The organism is Weissella soli (genome assembly GCF_001761545.1).
GTDB classification, from domain to species: domain Bacteria; phylum Bacillota; class Bacilli; order Lactobacillales; family Lactobacillaceae; genus Weissella; species Weissella soli.
In genome coordinates, this window is record NZ_CP017326.1 from 801,896 (window position 1) to 824,067 (window position 22,172).

General features: G+C 44.8%; 16 protein-coding genes and 1 pseudogene. 2 read left to right on the forward strand and 15 right to left on the reverse strand.

What is annotated here, in order from left to right; genetic code table 11:
- Positions 1 to 154: 154 nt before the first annotated feature.
- The 5 genes and pseudogenes from lepA to WSWS_RS03815 all read right to left on the reverse strand — a co-directional run bounded on the left by lepA (position 155) and on the right by WSWS_RS03815 (position 8,286).
- Positions 155 to 1,950, reverse strand: a pseudogene (gene lepA / locus WSWS_RS03795) (translation elongation factor 4).
- A gap of 197 nt (positions 1,951 to 2,147) precedes the next feature.
- Positions 2,148 to 3,827, reverse strand: a complete 1,680-nt coding sequence (locus WSWS_RS03800; RefSeq protein WP_070230033.1) for a glycoside hydrolase family 43 protein — start codon at positions 3,825 to 3,827, stop codon at positions 2,148 to 2,150.
- Between the two features lie 30 nt (positions 3,828 to 3,857).
- The gene (locus WSWS_RS03805) at positions 3,858 to 5,006 is read right to left on the reverse strand and encodes a glycoside hydrolase family 5 protein (protein WP_070230034.1); all 1,149 of its coding nucleotides are present in this window, start codon (positions 5,004 to 5,006) and stop codon (positions 3,858 to 3,860) included.
- Between the two features lie 11 nt (positions 5,007 to 5,017).
- Positions 5,018 to 6,253 (reverse strand): MFS transporter, encoded by a 1,236-nt coding sequence (locus WSWS_RS03810; RefSeq protein ID WP_371859414.1) that lies wholly within the window; start codon positions 6,251 to 6,253, stop codon positions 5,018 to 5,020.
- A 5-nt stretch (positions 6,254 to 6,258) separates the two neighbouring features.
- The gene (locus WSWS_RS03815) at positions 6,259 to 8,286 is read right to left on the reverse strand and encodes a beta-galactosidase (protein WP_070230036.1); all 2,028 of its coding nucleotides are present in this window, start codon (positions 8,284 to 8,286) and stop codon (positions 6,259 to 6,261) included.
- 124 nt (positions 8,287 to 8,410) lie between these two features.
- Between WSWS_RS03815 and WSWS_RS03820 the strand changes: the two genes are divergently transcribed.
- Positions 8,411 to 9,310 carry a helix-turn-helix transcriptional regulator gene (locus WSWS_RS03820; RefSeq protein WP_070230037.1) on the forward strand — a complete coding sequence of 300 codons (900 nt, stop codon included), beginning with the start codon at positions 8,411 to 8,413 and terminating at the stop codon, positions 9,308 to 9,310.
- Positions 9,311 to 9,448: 138 nt separating this feature from the next.
- On the opposite strand, the gene WSWS_RS03825 is transcribed toward WSWS_RS03820, so the two are convergent.
- From WSWS_RS03825 to WSWS_RS03855, 7 genes are all read right to left on the reverse strand, one after another.
- The gene (locus WSWS_RS03825; protein WP_070230038.1) at positions 9,449 to 9,865 is read right to left on the reverse strand and encodes a threonine/serine exporter family protein; all 417 of its coding nucleotides are present in this window, start codon (positions 9,863 to 9,865) and stop codon (positions 9,449 to 9,451) included.
- 10 nt (positions 9,866 to 9,875) lie between these two features.
- Positions 9,876 to 10,622, reverse strand: coding sequence for a threonine/serine exporter family protein (locus WSWS_RS03830; RefSeq protein ID WP_070230039.1), 747 nt, complete (start codon positions 10,620 to 10,622; stop codon positions 9,876 to 9,878).
- A 7-nt stretch (positions 10,623 to 10,629) separates the two neighbouring features.
- Complete coding sequence (locus WSWS_RS03835; RefSeq protein WP_070230040.1) at positions 10,630 to 11,820, reverse strand: amidohydrolase; 1,191 nt, start codon at positions 11,818 to 11,820, stop codon at positions 10,630 to 10,632.
- Positions 11,821 to 11,946: 126 nt separating this feature from the next.
- Positions 11,947 to 12,621 (reverse strand): beta-phosphoglucomutase, encoded by a 675-nt coding sequence (pgmB, locus tag WSWS_RS03840; protein ID WP_070230041.1) that lies wholly within the window; start codon positions 12,619 to 12,621, stop codon positions 11,947 to 11,949.
- Position 12,622: 1 nt separating this feature from the next.
- Positions 12,623 to 14,881, reverse strand: coding sequence for a glycoside hydrolase family 65 protein (locus WSWS_RS03845; protein ID WP_070230042.1), 2,259 nt, complete (start codon positions 14,879 to 14,881; stop codon positions 12,623 to 12,625).
- 15 nt (positions 14,882 to 14,896) lie between these two features.
- Positions 14,897 to 16,654 carry a glycoside hydrolase family 13 protein gene (locus WSWS_RS03850; RefSeq protein WP_070230043.1) on the reverse strand — a complete coding sequence of 586 codons (1,758 nt, stop codon included), beginning with the start codon at positions 16,652 to 16,654 and terminating at the stop codon, positions 14,897 to 14,899.
- Between the two features lie 146 nt (positions 16,655 to 16,800).
- The gene (locus WSWS_RS03855; RefSeq protein ID WP_070230044.1) at positions 16,801 to 18,153 is read right to left on the reverse strand and encodes an SLC45 family MFS transporter; all 1,353 of its coding nucleotides are present in this window, start codon (positions 18,151 to 18,153) and stop codon (positions 16,801 to 16,803) included.
- 270 nt (positions 18,154 to 18,423) lie between these two features.
- Between WSWS_RS03855 and WSWS_RS03860 the strand changes: the two genes are divergently transcribed.
- Positions 18,424 to 19,362, forward strand: a complete 939-nt coding sequence (locus tag WSWS_RS03860) for a LacI family DNA-binding transcriptional regulator (RefSeq protein WP_070230045.1) — start codon at positions 18,424 to 18,426, stop codon at positions 19,360 to 19,362.
- Between the two features lie 42 nt (positions 19,363 to 19,404).
- Here WSWS_RS03860 and yjeM read toward each other — a convergent pair whose 3' ends face one another.
- The 3 genes from yjeM to WSWS_RS03875 form a co-directional block, all read right to left on the reverse strand.
- Positions 19,405 to 20,898 carry a glutamate/gamma-aminobutyrate family transporter YjeM gene (gene yjeM, locus WSWS_RS03865; RefSeq protein WP_070230046.1) on the reverse strand — a complete coding sequence of 498 codons (1,494 nt, stop codon included), beginning with the start codon at positions 20,896 to 20,898 and terminating at the stop codon, positions 19,405 to 19,407.
- Positions 20,899 to 21,071: 173 nt separating this feature from the next.
- Positions 21,072 to 21,554 (reverse strand): NUDIX domain-containing protein, encoded by a 483-nt coding sequence (locus WSWS_RS03870; RefSeq protein WP_114981106.1) that lies wholly within the window; start codon positions 21,552 to 21,554, stop codon positions 21,072 to 21,074.
- Positions 21,555 to 21,722: 168 nt separating this feature from the next.
- Positions 21,723 to 22,142, reverse strand: a complete 420-nt coding sequence (locus tag WSWS_RS03875; protein ID WP_070230047.1) for a hypothetical protein — start codon at positions 22,140 to 22,142, stop codon at positions 21,723 to 21,725.
- Positions 22,143 to 22,172 lie beyond the last annotated feature (30 nt).

Genomic DNA, 22,172 nt, shown 5'->3' on the forward strand with positions numbered 1-22,172 from the left:
ATCATTTCATTTTATCCGTTGCAATTGTACTCGCTTCGTGGCATTGGTTTCTCATTGAGACAGAAAATTAAATTCTTTTTAAAAATAAAACAGGCAGCCCCCCTTTAATCAAGGGACTCTGCCTGTTTTTTTATAGCATTAAACACATAACATCCTAAATATCCAAGAAAATATCAAAGACGCTTTGGGGTAATTCAAATTCTAGTTGCTTGGCTTTGCGCTTGTTTAGGCTTTGTCGGCGGAGCAAGGCTTGTTGCTTTGAGATACTCTTTTTCTCACCAGAGACGGCGGCATTCTTTCGAATTGGGGGAATGTCGACGCGGGCGATGACTTTCCCTTCAACAATTGCTTGTGCCGGCATTGGATACAATTGGCGGGGCACGGCGTACTTTAGCTTGTGGACAAGTTCTTGGGACTGATCCGCAGCATTGACCCGGTTTGTAATGAACGTCAATTGTGGTACATTACTGTAATTAATATCAAAGGTCATTTTCACGACATCGGCGGGCTGATAAGTGATCTCACCCATCGACAACGTCGCGTAACCATGAGTTTCTGACTTCAAAGCGTTGAAAAAATGGTACGCGATTTCAGATAACGGCATGTTATAAGTCAACTGGACTAAGTTACTGAGGTTACTGAGGTTATTCAAGTCAATCAAGACCCCCGGTACTTCTCTGATAAGTTAATCACCTGATTAACGGACTCGGGCAGTGTCGTGATCGTCACCATGACAATGGGTTCTTCCACATAATCGATATCCGAATAATTGGGGAAATTGACGGGATTATTGACTGAAACGACCTTGTCATTCTTCAAATGCACCTTGTAGGTGACATTCGGTGAAGTCGTAATCACTTCCACCCCATACTCCACGAGTAAACGTTCTTTGATAATCTGCAAATGGAAATTACCCAAGAAGCCCACGCGAAAGCCCTGACCCAACGCATCAGAGTAATCGTCTTCAATCTTCAAAGACGAGTCATTTAACGCGATTTTAAATAGCGCTGACTTCATCGCTAGAAAATCGTCCTTCGGGAAAATACCCGCATAGACTACGGGAGTTGCCTCTTCATAACCAGGTACTGGCTCTGCCGTACCGGCAACCGCGGTCGTGATCGTATCACCCACTCGAATTTGGTTCACTTCTTTGATACCCGTGACCACATAGCCAACTTCACCAGCGTACAGCGTGTCTTGTTCAACCATATTCGGATTGAAGATGCCGATTGCTTTGGCATCAAATGTTTTACCAGCATTCATCAAGACGAGCTTCTGGTTGGCTTTGATCTCACCGGCCACTAAGCGAATGTGGACGATGACACCTTGATAGCTATCATAGGTCATATCGAACACGAGCGCTTTTAGTTCTGGGGCTTGGTCAGCTACTTGCGGTGCAGGAATGTTGGCCACGATGGCTTCCAGTAATTCAGGCACCCCGGTACCGTTTTTCGCAGAAGTCTCCAGGATATCTGCTGACTTAAACTCACTATCCAGATCCAAGATTTGCTGTTTAACGGTCGCTACTTCAGCATTGGGACTGTCAATTTTATTAATCACCGGCATGATTTTAATATGCTGGGCTTTGGCCAAATTATAATTCGCAATCGTTTGCGCTTGCACTCCTTGCGTAGCATCAACCAGTAAAATCACACCTTCTGTCGCAGACAGGCTTTTAGATACTTCATACGAAAAATCAACGTGACCTGGTGTGTCAATCAAGTTCAATACGTATTGCTGATTGTCTTTGGCAAGATAATAATTGGTGACAGTTTGGGCTTTAACCGTCACACCGTGTTCTTTTTCGACCGTCATATTATCCAGTAATTGGGGCTTAGCAGTCCTGTCATCCACCGTGTTGGTGAACTCCATAATACGGTCTGCTAAAGTCGACTTACCGTGATCAATGTGGGCAATGATCGAAAAATTTCTAATATTGTTTGAATCTATATTCATCATTCCGTTCTCCATCTCGTTTAATTGAAACTAAGCGAAAAAGAACGTCATTTTTTTAGACGTCCTTTTAACGGACGCCACCAACTAACATAATCATTATGTCTCTCCTTGTAAATTTACATATATACGTATCTATATTAACAAAAATAACCCCTATGTGCCATAGGAGTTATTGCTGTGTCTCGGTTTGTTTAGTCTAATGCACTTTCATCGAGGTCATTTAAAACCTTATAGTAGGTGAAATCTGCAAAACTATCGTGTTGATGAGCATCGGTGACTGCTAAGAAGTTAAACAGGCCGGTGAAGCCGCCAATTTCGCCCTTCACGCCGTTGACGCCTTCATCGGAGAGATACTGGACATCAATATCAGCGACAATCGTGGTCCATTCATCGGCTGCTGGTGTCTTCGCCAAAACCGTCGCAATTCCGAAATTGTAGCGCACCTTGAGCTGCACCTTACCCACCTGGACCGGCAGTTTTTGATAGAGATAGGTTATTTTTTCACCCAACTTAGCTTGTGATAACCCAACCGCCAAAGAATTTGCAGAAGCTGACCAATATAGGCGTAGGTATAACCAATTGTTTGAATCATAATACAAGCCCAAACCAGCCGTTTCTGAATAATGATCAGGCTGAAATTCTACTTCGGTTTCAATACTATAATCAAACGACGTTGCCCGCGTCGCTAGCATACTAGGGTTCATTTGTGAGAACAACGACTCCCCTCCATAGATGCGCAGGTGACCCGGCCGTTCAGTAGTATTGACCCATTGTTCATGCTGGAAACGATACGGCGACATGAAGTTGGTCTGATAAGTATGGCCGGCAAAAGATTCAGTGATGTCGTGTGATACCGGTGTTTCGATGATGGCATCCTTAGGCGCATCAACGGTTTCTTTAGCAAGATTAGAACCATCGGCCATCTCTAACCAATCATCTGCGGTCCAATGCATCTTTTGCAGACCGGTTTCACGGCCCAACGGATTGAGCGTCGTATGTGGTAGTGGCCGTGACATGAGATGGGCCAGATACCATTCACCACCGGGCGTTTCAACTAATGACCCATGCCCCGCTTTTTGAATTGGAGACGTTGGGTTATACATTTGGAATTGACCAGCATCGGGGTCACCCTTAGAAAAGAGGTGCGCTGGTGAGGCCGTGACAATGGGTTCACCACTTGGATGCGGTTCATATGGACCAAAGATATTGCGTGAACGCCCAATTTCCACACCATGGGCATAACCAGTCCCACCAGCGGCAATCATGAGGTAATAGTAGCCATGGCGCTTATAAACGTTTGGCGCTTCCGAAGCCCCGCGGGTCGTAAATCCCGTCGTCACGGTGTGCCAGGGACTCGCTAATTTGTGTGCCTCAAAGTCGAATTCGGCAATCACAATCCGACCAGGTGCCTGATAGTTTGGCCGGGACTCCCATTCTAGGATTGAGACGTAGGTCTTACCATCTTCATCATGGAACAACGATGGATCAAAGCCGATAGAAGTCAGGTAAATTGGCTCCGACCAAGGTCCATGAATGCTATCAGACCAAATTGCGAAGGAATTCGCATTGAATTCCCGGCCGTTCATATTCAGCATGTGTGAATAGGCAATCCAGTAGCGCTTATTTTTTTGATCATATGACAAATGGGGTGCCCAGATACCTGCGGGAGTTGCCGTGCCTTGCAAAGAAATTTCATCGTTGTTAAAAGCGTGTTCGATTACATGCCAGTTTTGTAGATCAGTCGACTCATATAGTTCAATGGCCGGTGCCCAATGAAACGTCGATGTGGCAATGTAATACTTATCGTCAACGCGCAGAATTGATGGATCCGGCGCCATCCCCGGAATAATTGGATTTTTGATTTTCGTCATGCTCTTTATGCCTTTCAATTGCGAAAAATGTTAAATTTCGGCCCAGCCCTTATTCACTGAGCGTTCAAGTGACCAAGAATCCCAACCAAACCAGTCTTTGTCATTGATCGTATCGATGTTAATCTTGTAGCTCCAGAAGAAATAGCCATCCCCCCGTTGCCACTGATCAACTTGCAAACGCCACAAATCCTGATAGATCTTCAAGGCCCGGTCCTTGTCAACCGTGACTTCATGGTCAAAGACTTCTTGCGTGGGATTGAGGCCACCCTTGGTGTCAACGCCGGTCGCCAGTGAATTAAACAGGGTCCACTCACCCACAACCACGGGTACGAACTGCTTTACCTCAGCAATTGAATCACCAACCCCTTCAATGTACTTATGGTAGGAATCTAAGGTTAATTCACCAGTTTCAATCTCGGCAATCATCAAATAATGATGCGTATCCAAAACGACATTTTCAAAGGTATTCTTTTGGAAGAAATCAGCCCACTGGGTGATGTCAAAGCCGTCATGGAACATAATGACCTTATCGGCAGGGAGCACCGTTCGCAGATCTTCATACGCGGTTTTATAGAAATCATATAGGAACTCAAAGGTGATAGGTGCATTCTCTGCGGTCATCTCAGGTTCCCGTGCTGGGTAACGGTCGAGCATATTGCGATACATTTTTTCAGTCGCCGGCTCATTTAACACCTCGATACCGTACAACCCACTGCGGTCACCATAGCGCTCAGCCAAACGGTGCAGCACTGAAAGCGCAAAGGCTACTTGATCAGGATGTTGGGCCCAATTTTGCACCCCTGAAATCCCCCCATTATCAAAGCCATTTTGACTACCAGGCACCGTATGCAAATCAATCAAAATTTGCAAGCCGTACGCTTCAGCCCAGTTAAAGGCCTTATCTAGCCAGTCGATTGCCCCAATAAATGGTTGCACATCCCCGAAAATGAAATAGGGTACCGGGATGCGGACCGTATCAAGCCCCATACTGGCGATTCGCACAAAGTCTGCTTCCGTGATGAAGTTTGCCCGATGCATCGCAATCCGATTCTGATAATCAGTTTCACTTAAATCTTGGGGCAAATAATATTCATCATCAGCCGCAACGCCCGCAAATAACTGTGGTGACATCCACTTTTCTAAGACGAGCCAGCCACCTAAATTAACACCTTTAATCATTTTAAAATTCCTCACTTTGTTGACTTAATCATTTGAATAAATACCATTGCAAGCACTGAGAAGACAACCGCCGTTGGAAAAACTAGGTTATACCCACCAACACCAACCAGGATACTGGTAACGATTGGCCCAGCTGTCTGACCTAAGGTGGTTGCCATGTTTAGAATACCTAAATCTTTACCAGACTCTGCCTTATTAGGCAGCACGTCGATGTTTAGCGCTTGGTCGACCGCCCCATAGACGGCGTAACCTAAGCCCGCAAACCCGGCAAACAAAATCATTGAAAATGGTGTTTTTAGCAACCATGGCAGTAAGAAACCAATTGACATCAACAAGGTTGCAAAGTTAACTGGTAACTTGCGGCGACCAAATTTATCTGACAATGCACCTGAAACTAATGAACCAACTAAACCGACCACCATGGTCACAAGTGACATGACGGAAATGGTGGCAGCGGCTGACTTTTCACTTTGTCCGATATAACTCAGCAAAATGTATAGTTGGTAATTTAAAATCATGTAGTATGAGAAGATCAGTAGTGACCGACCACCGAAGGCAAGCCAGAAATCACGCGCACCCTTAACTGGTGGTTTGAATGAAGCAATTAACTCTTTGATCCCGCCCGTAACTGGTGGTAGATCCTGCGCTGTCTTTTCATGTGGCCACACGATAACGGTTGCCAAACCAGCAACGGCCATCAAAATCCCAGCTGCGATGAACCCAGGCATTTGAATGCTAATAAAGCGTGCCCCGATTAAAGTTCCCAATGATGTACCAACGGTTGTTCCAGCTGAATAAAAGGCAGAAGCAGTGGCCCGCATTTTTTCTGGCACACGGTCTGAAAGCGTTGCCATAGCGGGCGCAATCATCATGTTCAAGCCCACCATGCTCATGCAGTAGCTAATACCAATCAACCAAACATTATCGAATAGACCAACCGCAAACAGCGACAGACCACCAACAATGCCACCCGCGATAATCCAAGGTGTGCGTTGGCCAAAACGTGACCGTGTTCGATCGGATAAATTACCGACAATCAAATTCGATACCAGCGAGGTGATGGCCGTCGCAGCATTCAAGACACCAAAGGCCGCCGTGGAACCGGCAACACCAACAACCGTTCGCAAATGTTGTGGTAACAAGACGGCCGCCACAATCGCGAGTCCAGCCATCCAGAGCAACGAAAACAGGAAGTAGGCACTTTTGAAGCGAAGACCTACATGTGGTTCAACTTGTTCATTTACCATATTATTCATTTATCTCTTCTTTCTAGAATTTTAACTGACCAGGGAGCTAACTCCCATTGCTGATTAGAATTTATATTTTCTTGATGCAAGAGTTCGACGCCATCAAACGGCAGCGTTATTTGCTGTGTTTGATCAGAAAAATTAAACAAGAAATCTATGTGTGCATGCTCATGGTTCTCCGCCGACTTCACAATCAGTGGCCAAGCTACCCCATATGGGCTAGGCGCCACATTTGAATTTTTGACGACATGTTTAATTAACTGATCAATGACACTCGCACTCGCCCAGGTACCCAAATACCAAGCCATCCCCGCACCATAATGATTTTCAGTAATGGCTGCATATTGGGCCCAATGATCATCATAGTTAGCTAAAGACGTGGCTGTATCGGTGACGAGCAACTCTGACCAATCACTGATGACTAGATCACTATCTTGGAAAACGCCACTGACATCGCGTAATTTCTCGCCATTGGGATCAACAAACAATTGATAGTGGGCGCCCACAGCTTCTTGAATAATCGCCGGTTGCAGTGCCGTGCGGACCTTAACATGCTCATCGGCCACCCCATCCTTGAAGGTAAAGAGCACATGGCCCCCCTCATGAATATAATCATTTAATCGTTGTAAAAATGAACGATCACTCACATACAGCATTGGCACAACCACCAAAGCATACTGATCCAGTGCAATCGTTTGCGGATTCAAGATATCAGTACGAATATTTTGCCGATAAAAACTGTCATAAATGCGGCGGAAGACGTCGTTATATTTGACGTGATCACCGACCCCAAACTCCATCCAGCGGTCATCTGACGTGGTCGTCAGACTCTCATTGTCGACGACAATCGCCACCGTTGCGTCGTGTTTTAAGTTGACTAGTTTATCGGACAGTCGTTTGAAATCTTGCCCGACTTGTTTGGCTTCGTTATAGACCGGGTTGGGCTGGAAATCGTGACTTAACAATCCCTTCCAGTAGGTCTCAAATGAATTATGAATCGAATGCCAATGCCAATACTCGACCATATTGGCACCATTAGCGATGTGGTTAAACGCTAATTGGTAGAGTTGGCCGGGATAAGGCGTCCAACTTTTAAAGGCCTGGGCTTGCGTTTCTAAAACCAGGTAATTTTGTTGTTTCAAATTTCTGGCCACATCCCCAACAAAGGAATTTTCGACACCTGTGAGCTGTTTTTGCGATGGATGATAGACATCAACGCCAGCCACATCAAGTGCCTGGGCAGCTGAGAAATGATTCACATCTGGCTGGATACCATATGAATAGTCCCGCCATTCAAAATCAAAATTATGGGTCACAAACTGGTTGGCTTTCTTATAATCATTAACAATATCAACCTGCCAACTTAAATAATCTGTGACGAGTTCCCGCTGAAATTTTGAAAAGGCCCCTGCTAAACTTGCATTGATGGTCCCGTTCACACTGGGAAAATCCTCCCAGGAATTAATCCGATTAGACCAATAGTCCAAACCAAATGCTTGATTTAAAGCAGCTAAATCACCATCAAATGTAACTTTCATTTTTTGAATGAAAGCAGCTTGCACATGCGCAGCGGACGTACCGTAATGCTTGGTTTCATTATCAACCTGGTAACCAATGATATTGTCAAAATGAATCACTTCACTGAGCATCCGTCGAATAATTCTTTCCGCATAAGCCCGAAAAACAGGACTTGTGATATCCATGATTTGGCGCCGACCATATAGTTGCCGTTGACCGTCATTTTCGACCAAGACTTCGGGATACTTCTTTGCCAACCAAGCTGGAAAAGCATATGTTGGCGTGCCAACAATCACGGCGATCCCGGCTTGTTGCATTTTTTCTAGCGTATAAATCAACTTGCTGAAATCAAAAACCCCATCCTCTGGTTCATAGGTACTCCAAGTACTTTCACCGATTCGCACGACATTAATGTTGGCAGCCAGCATCATCTTAATATCTTCATCAATCCGGTCATACGGTAGGTACTCAAAGTAATAAGCAACGCCATACAATAAGTTGTTCTGTTTTTCCATTACGTTCCCCCTCTGAAAACTAATGAATTCATTGTTGTCTTGTTAACAACGTTATTATGGGTCATAATAGATATTAATGTAAGCGCTTTAATTGTTGTAAAACTGCCCTTTTTGAGGATTACCCATGGAGAAATTTAAAACTAAAGAATTACAAAACTCAATCAGAATGCCCGCAATGGATTGGAATATCACCTTCTTTGGGGGCCATCAACAAGCCATTAGTAAACAGTGGCACTACCCTTTAGAACGACACTTAGCTTTTGAAACATTTTACATAGTAAAAGGGGCGATCGTCGTTGAGGTCCTCGACAGCCAAATTCACCTGAATGCTGGTGATATCATGGTGCTCAGCCCGAATGTCTGGCATGAAACTAGAAGCTTAGCTGAGACCACATACTTCAATTTTCACTTTAATTTAGATGATGATCGCTTTGTTAGAAATTTGATGAATCAAGCCATCTTGAGCTTTCCAAGTGGCTCGGAAAACAGTGTTGAAGTGGCCAAATCAGTTGAGCAATTAAGATGTTTGCTCAATGAAAATATGGAATACTCGTTCATCGATGAATTAAAAATTCATAAGGCATTATCAGAATTTATTCTGAATTTATTCGCCAATGATCATGCTACGACAAATGCGATCGATGCCTCACAACTCAAAATTGCCAGCTCGATCGCCTATGGCATTCGCTCAAAACTCCAACATCAAGTGCACGCCTACTTTAATGAGGACTTTTTGGTACCCGACAAATTCCAAAAAGTCAGTATCGATAAAATCTACCAAGAGCTACAAATCAGTCCAAGTTATGGTGGCAGTGTTTTTAAAAAAATTTACGGTTACTCACCCCGCCAATACCTGACCAAATTAAAAATAGCCCAAGCAAAAAGATTGCTCAGGCTACCTGATATCAATATATTCACGATTAGTGCCGCGTTAGGCTACAACGACTCGGCCCATTTCACCCGTCAGTTTAAGCGATGGACCGGTGAAACACCCTATCAATTTAGGAAAAATGATGAGCAATAATCAGTTCAGCTAGCGCAAACCAAAACTGGCCAGAAAAACCTCGGTACAATACCGAAATTTTTCTGGCCAGTTACTTTATCCCCTAATTTTTAGAGGTACTACTATTTACTTAAAGCATCCTATGCCATTTAATATCACTTAGCGATAGAGCCATTTATTAAAAATACTAGCTGACCCAATACCCAACGATAACGACATCGCGACAATCAAAGTGTTCAGCAAACCTTGAATCAAATCTAACGTATTCGAAACATTTTGGATTGTCGTGAAAGCCATCCCACCCGGTACCAGTGAGATCAACGAGCCGATGAAAATCATCGTCACGGGGATCTTTATTTTCCGGGCCAAATAGGTTCCCAAAACACCGATGACGATCCCCGCAGCGAAATTCGGAATCGCAAGGCCAATGTTGTTGATGTTCAAACTATAATATACAATCCACGCCACCAGACCGGTAATCGCAGAGCCGGTTAAGGCCCGGCGTGGCACATTGGCAATAATTGAAAAGGCCACACTGGAAATGAGCGCTAAGATACTACTCCATACAATATCCATAACCACTCCCCTAAATCATATTCATGAGTTCGATTGCAATCCAAACGCCGATCGCCAGGGATGTCAGCACAATCATCGAATTGACCGTGCGCACGATGCCTGAAATGACATCCCCCCTGACCATTTCACGTAGCGCGTTGGTGATCGCTAAGCCGGGCACTAGTGGCATCACGGCGCCTAAAACAATCGTACTCGGCGTCACGTGGCTATTAATGAGCGTCCCTAAAATAGCGAAGACACCAATCGCAAACCCACCAATAAATTCTGGGGCATACGGCGTCGTCGATCGCTTGGCCGTTAAATAATAAGCCAGGTAGCCGAGTAGGCCGGTCACAAACATCAATACATATTCTAAAAAGGTGGCTTTAGCGACTAACATCGGTGCCATTGAGACTAAGCCGGCACTAATGATTTTCAAAAAGCTTGGATAATCGATAATATGGTGCTTAATTTGATTGAGTTGCGCGATGAATTCCACATCTGAAATTTTTTTATCAGTCAACGCACGCGACAAGGTATTGATTTCATCGACGGTCCGCAAATTAAAGGCACCAGGCTTGGCCTTAATCACCTTCGCTTTGGAACCGTTTTTTTCTGAAACCATCACCGCTGTCAAGGTAACATAACACGTTAATGGTAGGCCGAGCGCGTTACCGATGCGTTCAACCGTGTCTTCGGTACGAAAAGACTCGGCCCCCCCAATTAGCAACAATCGGCCAGTTTCAGAGGCGATATTAATTATTTCATCGTTTGTCATAGGTCTTTTATTCTTGCGTATCAAAATAGCGCATCACAACAGTCGCAACTGTTTTAGCGGCAATCAAAATACTATCCTCATTCATTTTAAATTTAGGGCTGTGGTGTGGATAATTACCACCATCAGCGGGACGTGCACCAACGTATAGGAATGTTGCGGGTACGACTTGACCATAGTAAGAGAAATCTTCAGAAGGATTTTGTGGGCCAAGATCGAGCACTTCCGTCACCTCAGGAATCGCTTGCTCCTTAATGGCTTCCACGGCGAAATTGGTCAACTTTTCTGAATTATAAAGCACTGGGTAATTGTCATCGTAGTTAATATCAACGGTCACACCAAAAGTGATTTCCAAGCCCTTGGCAATTTGGGCAATTTGTTCCCGAATCACTGTCCGCGTGGTCTCCTTCATCATGCGGACATCACCCTTGAGCTTCACCTGATCTTTAATTGCATTATAACTACCGTCACCTTCAAATGAACCAATCGTGAGTGTGGCCGTATCGAATGGGTCGACACGCCGTGACACGATGGTTTGTAATTCTGTGACAAAGTAACTTGCAGCGACAATCGCATCATTTGAAATCTGTGGCATTGAGGCATGCCCACCGGCACCGGTGATGGTAATGTCAAAGTTAGAACGGCCAGTTTGTGATTCCTTCGTGTGGTAAGCAACCACACCAGTATCCATGCTCGTCATCACGTGAACCCCGATAATGTCATTGACATCGGCCAAGGCACCATCAGCGATCATGCCCTTAGCACCACCGGGAGCAACTTCTTCGGCTGGTTGGTGGATAATGCGGATTGAGCCAGGAATTTCATCCTTGATTTTGTTGAGCTCACGAGCTAATACCATTAAATAAGCCGTGTGAGCATCGTGACCACAGGCATGCATGACCCCACGGTTTTTTGATTGAAAAGGTAAATCATTATCTTCAACGATGGCCAGGGCATCAAAATCAGCCCGGATGGCTAATTTCTTGCCTGGCTTACCATCATTGATGTCAACGACCATACCGTAACCCTCGCCAACATTCTTGATGTCACAGCCTAAATCTTTGTAAAAGTTATAGATGTAATCGTGAGTCTCTTTTTCTTGAAAAGAAATTTCGGGATTTTCATGTAAATGACGCCGAATTTCAATCATTTCATCTTCATAAGTATTTAAGTCATTTAATAGTGTATCCAATGTACTCATCGCTATCACCTCATCATTAAAAGTATATCGGTAGCATATTAATGTTCCCTTTTACTAAATTATAACGCAAAAAACCAAAAAAGAGTTACGCACCCAATCGTGGTGCATAACTCTGAAAAATTTTAATTATTGATTCATTTTCGTAGCAATAGTTGCCAAAGTGACTTGACTGGTAGCCGTAAAATGTAACTTTGCCTCTGGCAAGACCCCAGCTGCTGCAATGCCGAGGGATGTCTGCCCCGCAGCATTAATTGACTTAATGCCCGCAGCTGAATCTTCTAAGCCAATGATTTGTTCATTAGGCAAATCTAGAACGGCGGCGGCGCGAACAAAGATCTCCGGATCGGGCTTACCAGCTGACAAAGTCGCCGGATCTACGATACCGATAAAATACTTGGTCAGTCCCAGATTATTTAAGATGGCTGGGGCATTCTTAGAGGCCGAAGCGATTGACAAACGGTACCCTTGAGCCACGGCATCTCTGATAAAATCACCCATCCCAGGCAAAATATCTGCAGGTGTCAATGTCTTGATGAGTTCTTGGTAGGCTTTATTTTTCTCATCAGCCAATGCTTCCTTTTCGCGCTCGGTATAATCATTGGCGTGACCGCCCGCAGCGAGGATCATTTCCAAGGATTCCAGTCGTGAGATCCCTTTTAAACTTTCGGCTAATTCAGCCGTCCAGGGGGTGCCAACCGTATCAGCGGTTTGCCGCCATGCCTGCCCATGTAAGCGTGCTGTGTCCGTAATAACACCATCTAAGTCAAAGGCAAACCCTTTGATATCTTCAAATCTAGGCATGTCACTTGACCTCCGTCTCAATGCCGTTTAACAGGATGATCAATGGCTCACCATCGATGAGCTTCACTGTACTATCCTCCGCGGCAACTTTAATTTCTAAAATGCGACCACGGTAGATCAAACGGAACTGATAACTCGTCCACTTCTTTGGCAAGAAGGGATTTAAGACTAATTGATCATCACGCACCCGCATCCCCGCGAACCCTTGCACGATTGACAGCCAAGCACCCGTCATCGAAGTGATGTGTAAGCCATCATTGGTATCGTTGTTATAATTATCCAAATCTAACCGAGCGGTGCGTTCGTAGAACTCCACGGCCTTATCTTCCATCTTCAAATCAGCCGCAATAATTGAATGCACTGAGGGACTCAAAGAAGATTCATGCACCGTAAATGGCTCATAGAAGAGATAATTGTCACGTTTTTGTTCCTCGGTAAAGGCATCTGGAAAGTAATACATCGCATGCAATGTATCAGATTGCTTGATGTAAGGTGAACGTAAGACTCGATCCCATGACCAGTGTTGGTTGATTGGTAATTCGTCTGCTGGCAAATCACGGACAGGGACCAGATCCTTATCGAGCCAACCATCCTGGGCCAAGAAAATATGGCGTGGATTGCCGTCAACATCCGTGGTGTCCACTTCTGGCAACCACATCTTAGCAATAATATCTTGCCAATGAGCCACCTCTTCATCAGTCACAGCTAACTTGGCTGCGATTTGGTCATCAATCTTTGGTAATACGTCCGTCGCATAAGACAAAACCCACTTGGCCATCCAGTTAGTGTAGAAGTTATTATTGACGTTATTTTCATACTCGTTTGGCCCAGTGACCCCATGGATCATGTAGGCCGCTTGGTGCTTTGAGTAATGAACGCGACCAGCCCAGAAACGCGCAATACCGATGAGCACTTCGGCTCCTTCACCGCGTTCCCATGTATGGTCACCGGTCAGATTCGTGTAATTGTAGATGGCATAGGCAATCGTTGCATTACGGTGAATTTCTTCAAAGGTAATCTCCCATTCATTGTGCGACTCAATCCCATCAAACGTCACCATCGGATAAAGTGCCCCCGCCAAATCTTGTTGTTGGGCATTGTGATAAGCACCTGCTAATTGGTCATACCGGTATTTCAGTAAGGTCTTCACCACTTCTGGCTTGGTGACCCCAAGATAGACGGGAATCGCAAAGGCTTCCGTATCCCAGTAGGTTGCCCCACCATACTTTTCACCAGTGAAGCCCTTTGGTCCAATATTTAACCGTGAATCATTGCCGTAGTAAGTCGCAAACAAGTGGAACAAGTTAAAACGAATCCCCTGTTGTGCTGGGACATCCCCTTCAATTTGGACATCGGCTTTTTCCCAACGCGCGTGCCATTCAGCGGCATGGGCGGTAAAAATATCTGCAAAGCTACGGGCCGTGACCTGCTGTGACAGCGTGTGGGCACCAGCCACCACGGCTACATTATCCGCATAATCACGCGAAGTCGTGACAATCACCCGCTTCTCCAAGACCACCGGTGTAGCGCCGACCGTCGCCGCAAAACTGTTTGTCACGGCAAAGGCGGTACTAGTGTTCGCAGTTTGTGTAAAATCACCGGCAAACGTTTGTTCAGCCACCACCGTAAATTGGGGCACCCCAAAATCATTTGGCACGGTTTGCGTTGACATCCAGGATGCTGACTGGTCAGCATTTTTATCCAAGACCTGCCAGAATTTCTCATCATAATTGGCGTCTTCATTGACGACGTCCGCATCGATGCTAGCATCAACGACGACCTGGTGCGTTGCCCCATCGACAGCCTCAAAGGCAAAGCGCCAAGCTGCCAACTCCTTAGTCGCTGCAGAGATCAAGCGTGTAATCGTCACATGCACGCCAAACACCGTAAATTCGCGATACAAAACCCCATCGTGCATATCCAATGTCACGACAAAATCTTGATAGGCATGCTTGGCTAAATCAACCTCTTGGCCATCAATGGTGAATTTAGCCTTGGTGAAATTCACGGCGTTGATTGCCTTACCAAAATACAAGGGGTAGCCATTTTTCCACCAACCAACGCGGGTTTTATCAGGGAACCAAACCCCACCGATGTAGACCCCAAGATGGGTGTCACCAGAATAGGTTTCTTCAAACATCCCCCGCATCCCCATGTGTTCGTTGCCTAACGAGGTGATTGATTCCTGCAGACGCTTATCTTCAGCGTTTAGTTCGTGCGATGTGATCGTCCAGGGATCGATTTCAAAAATTCGTTTCATGATAAATTCCTCTTCTTAATTTTGGTAAATAACAAAACCATGTGGCGCTAAGTGCTGTGACTCATACTGATTAGCTAACAAGACATTTGTGACCGCCAGGGGTTCTGCTTGTGTACCGGCATTGAAAACCGCCGTCAGTTGTTGCTGACCAAGCGTCCGCGTCAGTGCCACCACGTCAGTCTTGATGATGTGCCACGTCAGCGTCCCCTCAGATAGCAGCGGTGCTTGCTCCCGTCGGAAACTGATGAGTCGTTGCATGAAGGCAAACATAGCCTGATCCTGTAACGCTGGCTCCCACACCATTGGTTTGCGATCATCCGGATCATTTTCACCCGTCATGCCGTATTCAGTGCCGTAATAAATCGATGGCACCCCTGGTTGGACGAAGGTAAAGGCTAAAACTTGCTGCACGAGATCCATATCATCCCCAGCTAAGGTTTTGATACGGGGAGTATCGTGCGAGTCTAACGCATTAAACATCATTTGATTAGTTTGATCACGGTAGCGCATCAATTGCTGATTTAATCGGTCCATCATTGCAGTCGCCGTGATTTTATGATGGATGAAATAATCAAGGATAGCGCCCGTGTAGGTATAATTCATCACTGCCGAGAACTCATCCCCATGCAACCAGGCTTGTGAATTGTGCCAAATTTCGCCTAAGATGTAAAAATCAGGCTTCAAGGCTGTCGTTGCTTGTTTAAATTGTTTCCAAAAGTGATGTGAAATTTCATTGGCCACATCCAACCGCCACGCATCAATATCAAACTCACGAATCCAGTAGGTGGCGATATTTAACAGATATGCTTGTACTTCTGGATTGGCAGTATTTAATTTTGGCATATGCGGGGTGTAATCAAAGGTATCGTAGGTCGCATCCGCTGCAAATTCGAAATTGTCAGTAGCCGTGTAGGTAACCGGAAACTCATGAATATGAAACCACTGCGCATATTTAGAGTCAGCGCCATGCGTCATAACATCTTGCCATTCAGGTGCCGTATCCCCCATATGGTTAAAGACTGCATCTAACATTACCCTGATACCCCGAGCATGCGCTGCGGTTACGAATGCCTTAAATAAGGCTTTGTCACCAAAATCAGGATCGATTTCTAAATAGTCCTGCGTGTCATACTTATGATTGGAAGGTGCCTTAAAAATAGGGTTGAGGTAAATACCATTGACGCCCAAGGTCACCAAATGATCTAAGTGGTCCAAAATGCCCTGTAAATCACCACCATAGTAGTCCTGCCGACCAGGATGATCAGTTGACCGCCAAGACTTTGTACCGACCGGATCGTTGCTTACATCTCCATTTGCAAACCGTTCAGGGAATATTTGATACCATACCGTTTGCTTAACCCACTCTGGCGCATGGAAGGCGTCAATCGTTTGAAAAAAGGGCATCCGGAAGTAGGTATTCATATCCATTAACCAGGCATCGGTTGCTGGCACAAAGCCCTTATCGGTATATAACACCGTTTCACCAGCCGTATCGGTGATAAAAAAAGCATAACCTAACCGGCGTTTAGGTTCGGTGACACTGATTTGCCAATAATCAAACTGCGCGTCAGATAAAATTAATTGCATCGGCACCGGCCTTTTATAGAACGGTTCGACTTGAGGAAGGCTACGTAAACTATATGGATCTCCTGCAATCAAAGACACTGCTGCGATATCCGCGCGCGCTGTGCGTAGCCGGATATGCATCGTCTCTTCGTCATATAGATAAGCCATCTCACTTTCCGGGCGATGGTAAATGGCTGCTAAATTCATAGAATCCTTCTTTCTAATTAACTACGGTCAGCATTGTTCAACACCACAATCAGCTGTTGATTGTTTGATTTAGTGACATTTGTTTAGAGAGAATGTTGATGCCTCATTGTGATGTTGAACAATGCCGCCGTAGCGACATTCATTGCTTACAAACCGTGTTCAACTGACGTTTCCTTAATAATCCAAACTGACAAGGCACCGATCAAGAATAGAACGGCAGATACCAAAATCATGTGTGGCATGAAGTTACCCAAAGCTGGGAACAAAGCAAACGAAGCAACTGAAGCGACAATTTGTGGCAAACAGATCCAAGAATTGAACAAGCCCATGTAAGTTCCATCATGTGAACCGTCCAAAGCATTCGTCAAAATCGTGAATGGGATGGCGTTCATCGTCACCCAAGCGATGCCCAAGAAGACAAAGGCCACTGCTGACATGGCTTGTGAGTGCGTGGTTGCGACCAGATAGAAGCCGACAGCTCCCAAAAGCATGCCCAAGGTGTACGCTGGCTTACGGGTCTTATTGTTAAGTCGAGAAATCATAATCCCCCAAACAATGGCAGCAACCGTTTCAATCGCTGACAAAACACCAAACCAGTTACCGGCTGCTTGGAAGCCCTTTGACGCTGCGTCAACTGTATGCCAAATATTTTGCGCCACAGTACCCGTACCATATGTCCATAGGTATTGGAAGCCAGCCCATGAGAAGAATTCAACTAGGCCCAACGTCCAAAATACCTTGGGTGCCTTAACCAAAATTTGCACCATGCTGAGCTTTTCACGGTTCTCTTCGATACCGTGGTACTTGGCATAGGTCTTTGGATCATACTCCTCAACCTTCCAAATGGTGAAAGCGGCAGAAACTGCTAAGATGATTGCTCCAACATAAAATGCTAGCTTAACGGATGCTGGCAATTGACCTTCAGCCGCAACATTGGCAACCCCTAATGCTGTGAAAATGTAAGGGAATAAGTTCGCAATGACACCACCAATATTGCCCCAGATGGTTTGCCATGACCATGCAAAATCTTTTTGCTCATCGTTAACCATGTCTGAAATCATCATTTTAAATGGTTGCATTGACATATTTGATGACAAGTCCATAAACAAGATCGCAATCGCCCCAAACCATAAGGCAGTCGAAGTCTTAAACCCAAAAGAGCCTGAATTTGGTAACAAGACCATTACAATGATGGCCACCACTGAACCAAGAATCAAATAAGGCAAACGACGCCCAATTTTTGGTATCCAGGTACGATCTGAGAAGTACCCGACGAGTGGTTGTACTAACATTCCTGCCAATGGTGGCAAAATGAAGAAAAAGCCTAACTTCGTTGGATCAGCGCCCAAGGTTTGAAAAATTCGCCCCATATTGGCACTTTGTAATGAAAAGGCCATCGAAGTTCCCAAATTACCAAATGTCATTAACATCAACGTCGAAAGTGCTAGGGTTGGTAGCATCTTCTTGCCGACTGTTGTATTACTACTCTGCTTTGTCATGTTTCTTTCCTTTCTCGAACCGACAAAATCTCAAAATCCCATCTCGAGCTACTCAAATTAATAATCATTTCAACCTAGGTAACATTTGTGCATGCCCGATTGGATGTCTTAACTATAAACTGTCCATGTAAGCGTTTTCAAGTGTAAAACTAGTGTTACCGGTATCATAAATAAAACGCTGTTCATTCCATATATGACAATGATGTAAACGTTTTCAAAAATGACTTGTTTTTGCTATACTGAATTGAGTACTTTTTGAGGGGGAATTGTATGGCTACTTTAAAAGATGTCGCCGCTTTAGCCCATGTATCCAAAATGACTGTTTCGCGGGCCTTAAATCATCCAGAACTAGTTTCAGCTGAAATTCGGCAGGATGTGCTCGCGGCCGTCACTGCGTTAAACTACCAACCTAACCGGGCCGGTTTAGCACTTTCGAAACATAAATCGTTTGTGTTCCAATTCTTGATGTTAGAGGATGTTGATCAAGTAGAACCCTACTATGGCAAGCTGCTGATCTATATCAGTGATGCCTTACAGCAATCTGGTTATACCTTAGAATTGGGGCACTCACGTCAAAGTTTAAATCCAAATGTTGATGGTTTAATTGTCGTGGGCGCGCGTCACCATGACTTGGTCTGGTTGAAGGCATTGGACATCCCGTACGTTAGTTATGGAGAAATTAGCGAAGATATTCCGTATGTCGATGTCGATAATCGCTTGGGCACAAAAATAGCCACGCAACAATTATTGATGCATGGCTATACTAATATTCACTATATCGGGCTGACGATGGACGAATACTTTGCGCGGCAACGTGAGCAAGGATATCTCGATGCGACGCAGGCCGCCCATAATCTCCCCCACGTCCATCGTATTACTAATAACGATCGTTTGGCTGAAACATTAGTCCAGCAGCTGGCTTTGACGCCTAACATGGCTTTTGTTTGTGCAACCGATCAGATTGGCTTGGGGGTCGTGCGGGGAATTTTGGATGCGGGGTTCCGTATTCCAGAGGATGTCGCGGTGATTGGCTTTGATGGGGTTTATTTGGATCAAATTGCGTCACGGCGACTGACGACCATCCGACAACCACTACCACAGATTGCCAATGAGTTAATTCACCTCTTAGAAGCGCAATTAACTAATACCGCTTGGCAACCACAACTTATCGTTCCTGAATTAATTGTCCGGGAATCAACTCGTAACTAAAAAGAACGGCTATGCAGACAATTGCGTAGTCGTTCTTTTAGATTAATCGTTTGTTTTTTCGTGCTTCTCAGCGCGTGCAAACAAAATCCAGGCAATGATTGCAAATAATACTGGGCCTAAAATCGTCCACATACCATCAAACCAATCACCGGTGCTAAAGGGCTCCCAAATCGTCAAACCGATTGAAAGCAACATCAATAACTCAACCAAAATCGTTACTGGCCAATAACTTTTTGCACTCTTAAAGAAGACAAACGGGCGCTTCACATTTGGTAAACGCTTAAAGAATGGAAATGCCAAAACTAAGAAGACATATGGCAGGGTCGTCGAAACATTGCCCATATTCGTCAAAATCAGGTACAACTGGCTGGCATTCTTCCCACCGAATGAAATTCCTAGGATTAAGACCACCACAATGATGGCTTGGGCCCAAACAGCCGTTGCAGGAATACCGTGCTTATTCAAACGCACCACGCGCGCTGGCCAAAATTCTTTGGGCGTACCAAGAATGAATGACTTGATTGGTCCATAAGTTAGATAAAAGAAGGAACCCACGTAGGCCATAAACATACCAATCCCCGCAAAACGAGTGAAGAGATCACCTAATAAGAGCGCGGTGGCCTGGGACAAATGCAAAGATTGACCCAGCTGCACACCCAGATTATTCATCAAGACATAGGTGATATTCCCCAGATTAGCTGATTTCATTGCGCTTAAATGTAGCCAGTTCGTTGAGACACCCCATAGCAAGATTGACAGCGAATACCCAATACCGATCACGATGGTTGCGATAATAGCGCCCTTCGGATAGGTCTTTTCAGGTTCATCGATATTCTCCATAACACTACCCATTTGTTCCAACCCAGCATAAGCAAAAATAGCATACAAGGCAAACGAAATCATTTGGAAAGGTGATTGGAAGGCTGGGTTACTTGAAATTAAGAATGAATGCAACTGCACTGGTTCAGCGAAGTGCCCCCCAGAAGCTAGTAAAATTACCACGGAAGCCAGCAACAAGATTCCATTCAAAGCCATCACGAAGACGCCCCCGATTGATGAGATCCGCGCGATGGCCGAAACCCCACGATTGACAAAGAACGCAACGACGATGACGAACAACGCCGCCAAAACGCCGACAGTTTCTCCACTCGACATACCAAATAATGACCAGCTTTGGGTGGCATCATGGCCCGCAAACAAGGTTGAAAAAGGAATCCAGACCTTTTGGGCCACCCCAATCATCCAGGTAATCCATGAAGCCAGGCCCACAAACGTGGCAATGAAAGCAACTTTTTGGCCCAGTGCTTCTTCCATCCACGTATAAATACCACCTTTGGCATCGGTATATGAAGCACCAAATTCAGCGTACATCATCGCTGTCGGTAGAAAAAATAGTAAGCCACCTAACAAATACCAAATGATGGCGGCATAGCCCATTTGTGCAAAGGCCACCGGCCCATTGGCAAACCCAAAAATGGTCGTAAACATCATTAAAATTACGGCCCCTAAGCCCAACTTTTTCGATTTCGAACTCATACAAACTCCTCTACTTATAAATTATGATGCTGTATCACATGCTGATCCACAGCAAAAAACAGACTATAATTATTCAATATACATGAATAATTATAGTCTGTTTTGTATATCTATTCAGTTATAGTTTCATAAGAGATTGTGTGCGGTTACTCATCAACCACTTAATTAATCACTTAATTTTTAAAGAAACCGCGGTTACCCGCTGCTACTTGGTCGATCCAGTATTGGTGTTGTGAATTATACATAGTTGGTACCGGATCCAATGGTACAAATTCTGCTTCTATGGTCTCATCCCCATCAACCTCAAGATCACCACCAATTTTCTCAACTTCAAGGAGGGTCCCAATAATTTGCGCCTTGTCCCCTGAGGGAAATTCAATATGGAAATCAGATTGGACCCCCCACAATGAAACCGGCTTGACATCCAAGTTCATTTCTTCTTTAAACTCTCGGATAATAGCACTACTATTGGTGTCATTTAATGGAATCATACCACCTGGAATTCCCCAAACATCCTGGCTTGAATCACTACGTTTCTGCAGTAAGACAGCCGTGCGATCCTCGTTGAATAAAATACCGGCCACACCTGACATAATAATTTCATCATGCCCGATTTTAGCGCGTAAATTTTTAAAGTAGTTTTCCATTACAACCATGTTGTGCCCCCAAAATATTGTTGTTACATCTGACAAGCAAAAGCCAGCAATTAATGTGCTGGCTTCTATCTTATTAACGCATCCCACCAGCTAAGCCATAGGTCCATCATCATTTACTATGATTGTTGTCTAAATGGCATAGTCGGTCGTGTGTTATTTTACTTTCTCTTAATCACTCAATGAATCAGCCTTAGCTAACAAATCTGCCAGTTCTTGCTTACGCCGATCGTGTGGAATGAACAAGCCTAACATATCTTGATTAATGCCCGCCATCACATGGGTGACATGGGCTGCTTCATCGAACTCTACCGTCAATGGTGACTTCAATGATTTATTGGGCGACGCAATGATATCTTGAACTGTCCAGTCATCAATTGACATGCCACGCGGATTTTTGAATATCGTTGTTTCTGGATCCTCGGCTGCGCAAATTTGGCGCATCGTAGGCAAATCTACCGGTAATGATTCAGAATCTTTCATCTGGACCACATTGTATGGTAGCTGATTAAGCTCAAAAAACTCTGTTACTGACTTTAATGCACTTAATGCTGAAGAGCGATGTGAGAAAGAATAAACCGTCACAGGCATAATATATTCTCCATTCTATCATTATTGGTT

Coding starts and splice junctions, on each gene's coding strand:
- WSWS_RS03800 (WP_070230033.1), bottom strand. CDS start 3,827: ATGACGAAAATCAAAAATCCAATTATTCCGGGGATGGCGCCGGATCCA.
- WSWS_RS03805 (WP_070230034.1), bottom strand. CDS start 5,006: ATGATTAAAGGTGTTAATTTAGGTGGCTGGCTCGTCTTAGAAAAGTGG.
- WSWS_RS03810 (WP_371859414.1), bottom strand. CDS start 6,253: ATGGTAAATGAACAAGTTGAACCACATGTAGGTCTTCGCTTCAAAAGT.
- WSWS_RS03815 (WP_070230036.1), bottom strand. CDS start 8,286: ATGGAAAAACAGAACAACTTATTGTATGGCGTTGCTTATTACTTTGAG.
- WSWS_RS03820 (WP_070230037.1), top strand. CDS start 8,411: ATGGAGAAATTTAAAACTAAAGAATTACAAAACTCAATCAGAATGCCC.
- WSWS_RS03825 (WP_070230038.1), bottom strand. CDS start 9,865: ATGGATATTGTATGGAGTAGTATCTTAGCGCTCATTTCCAGTGTGGCC.
- WSWS_RS03830 (WP_070230039.1), bottom strand. CDS start 10,622: ATGACAAACGATGAAATAATTAATATCGCCTCTGAAACTGGCCGATTG.
- WSWS_RS03835 (WP_070230040.1), bottom strand. CDS start 11,820: ATGAGTACATTGGATACACTATTAAATGACTTAAATACTTATGAAGAT.
- pgmB (WP_070230041.1), bottom strand. CDS start 12,621: ATGCCTAGATTTGAAGATATCAAAGGGTTTGCCTTTGACTTAGATGGT.
- WSWS_RS03845 (WP_070230042.1), bottom strand. CDS start 14,881: ATGAAACGAATTTTTGAAATCGATCCCTGGACGATCACATCGCACGAA.
- WSWS_RS03850 (WP_070230043.1), bottom strand. CDS start 16,654: ATGAATTTAGCAGCCATTTACCATCGCCCGGAAAGTGAGATGGCTTAT.
- WSWS_RS03855 (WP_070230044.1), bottom strand. CDS start 18,153: ATGACAAAGCAGAGTAGTAATACAACAGTCGGCAAGAAGATGCTACCA.
- WSWS_RS03860 (WP_070230045.1), top strand. CDS start 18,424: ATGGCTACTTTAAAAGATGTCGCCGCTTTAGCCCATGTATCCAAAATG.
- yjeM (WP_070230046.1), bottom strand. CDS start 20,898: ATGAGTTCGAAATCGAAAAAGTTGGGCTTAGGGGCCGTAATTTTAATG.
- WSWS_RS03870 (WP_114981106.1), bottom strand. CDS start 21,554: ATGGTTGTAATGGAAAACTACTTTAAAAATTTACGCGCTAAAATCGGG.
- WSWS_RS03875 (WP_070230047.1), bottom strand. CDS start 22,142: ATGCCTGTGACGGTTTATTCTTTCTCACATCGCTCTTCAGCATTAAGT.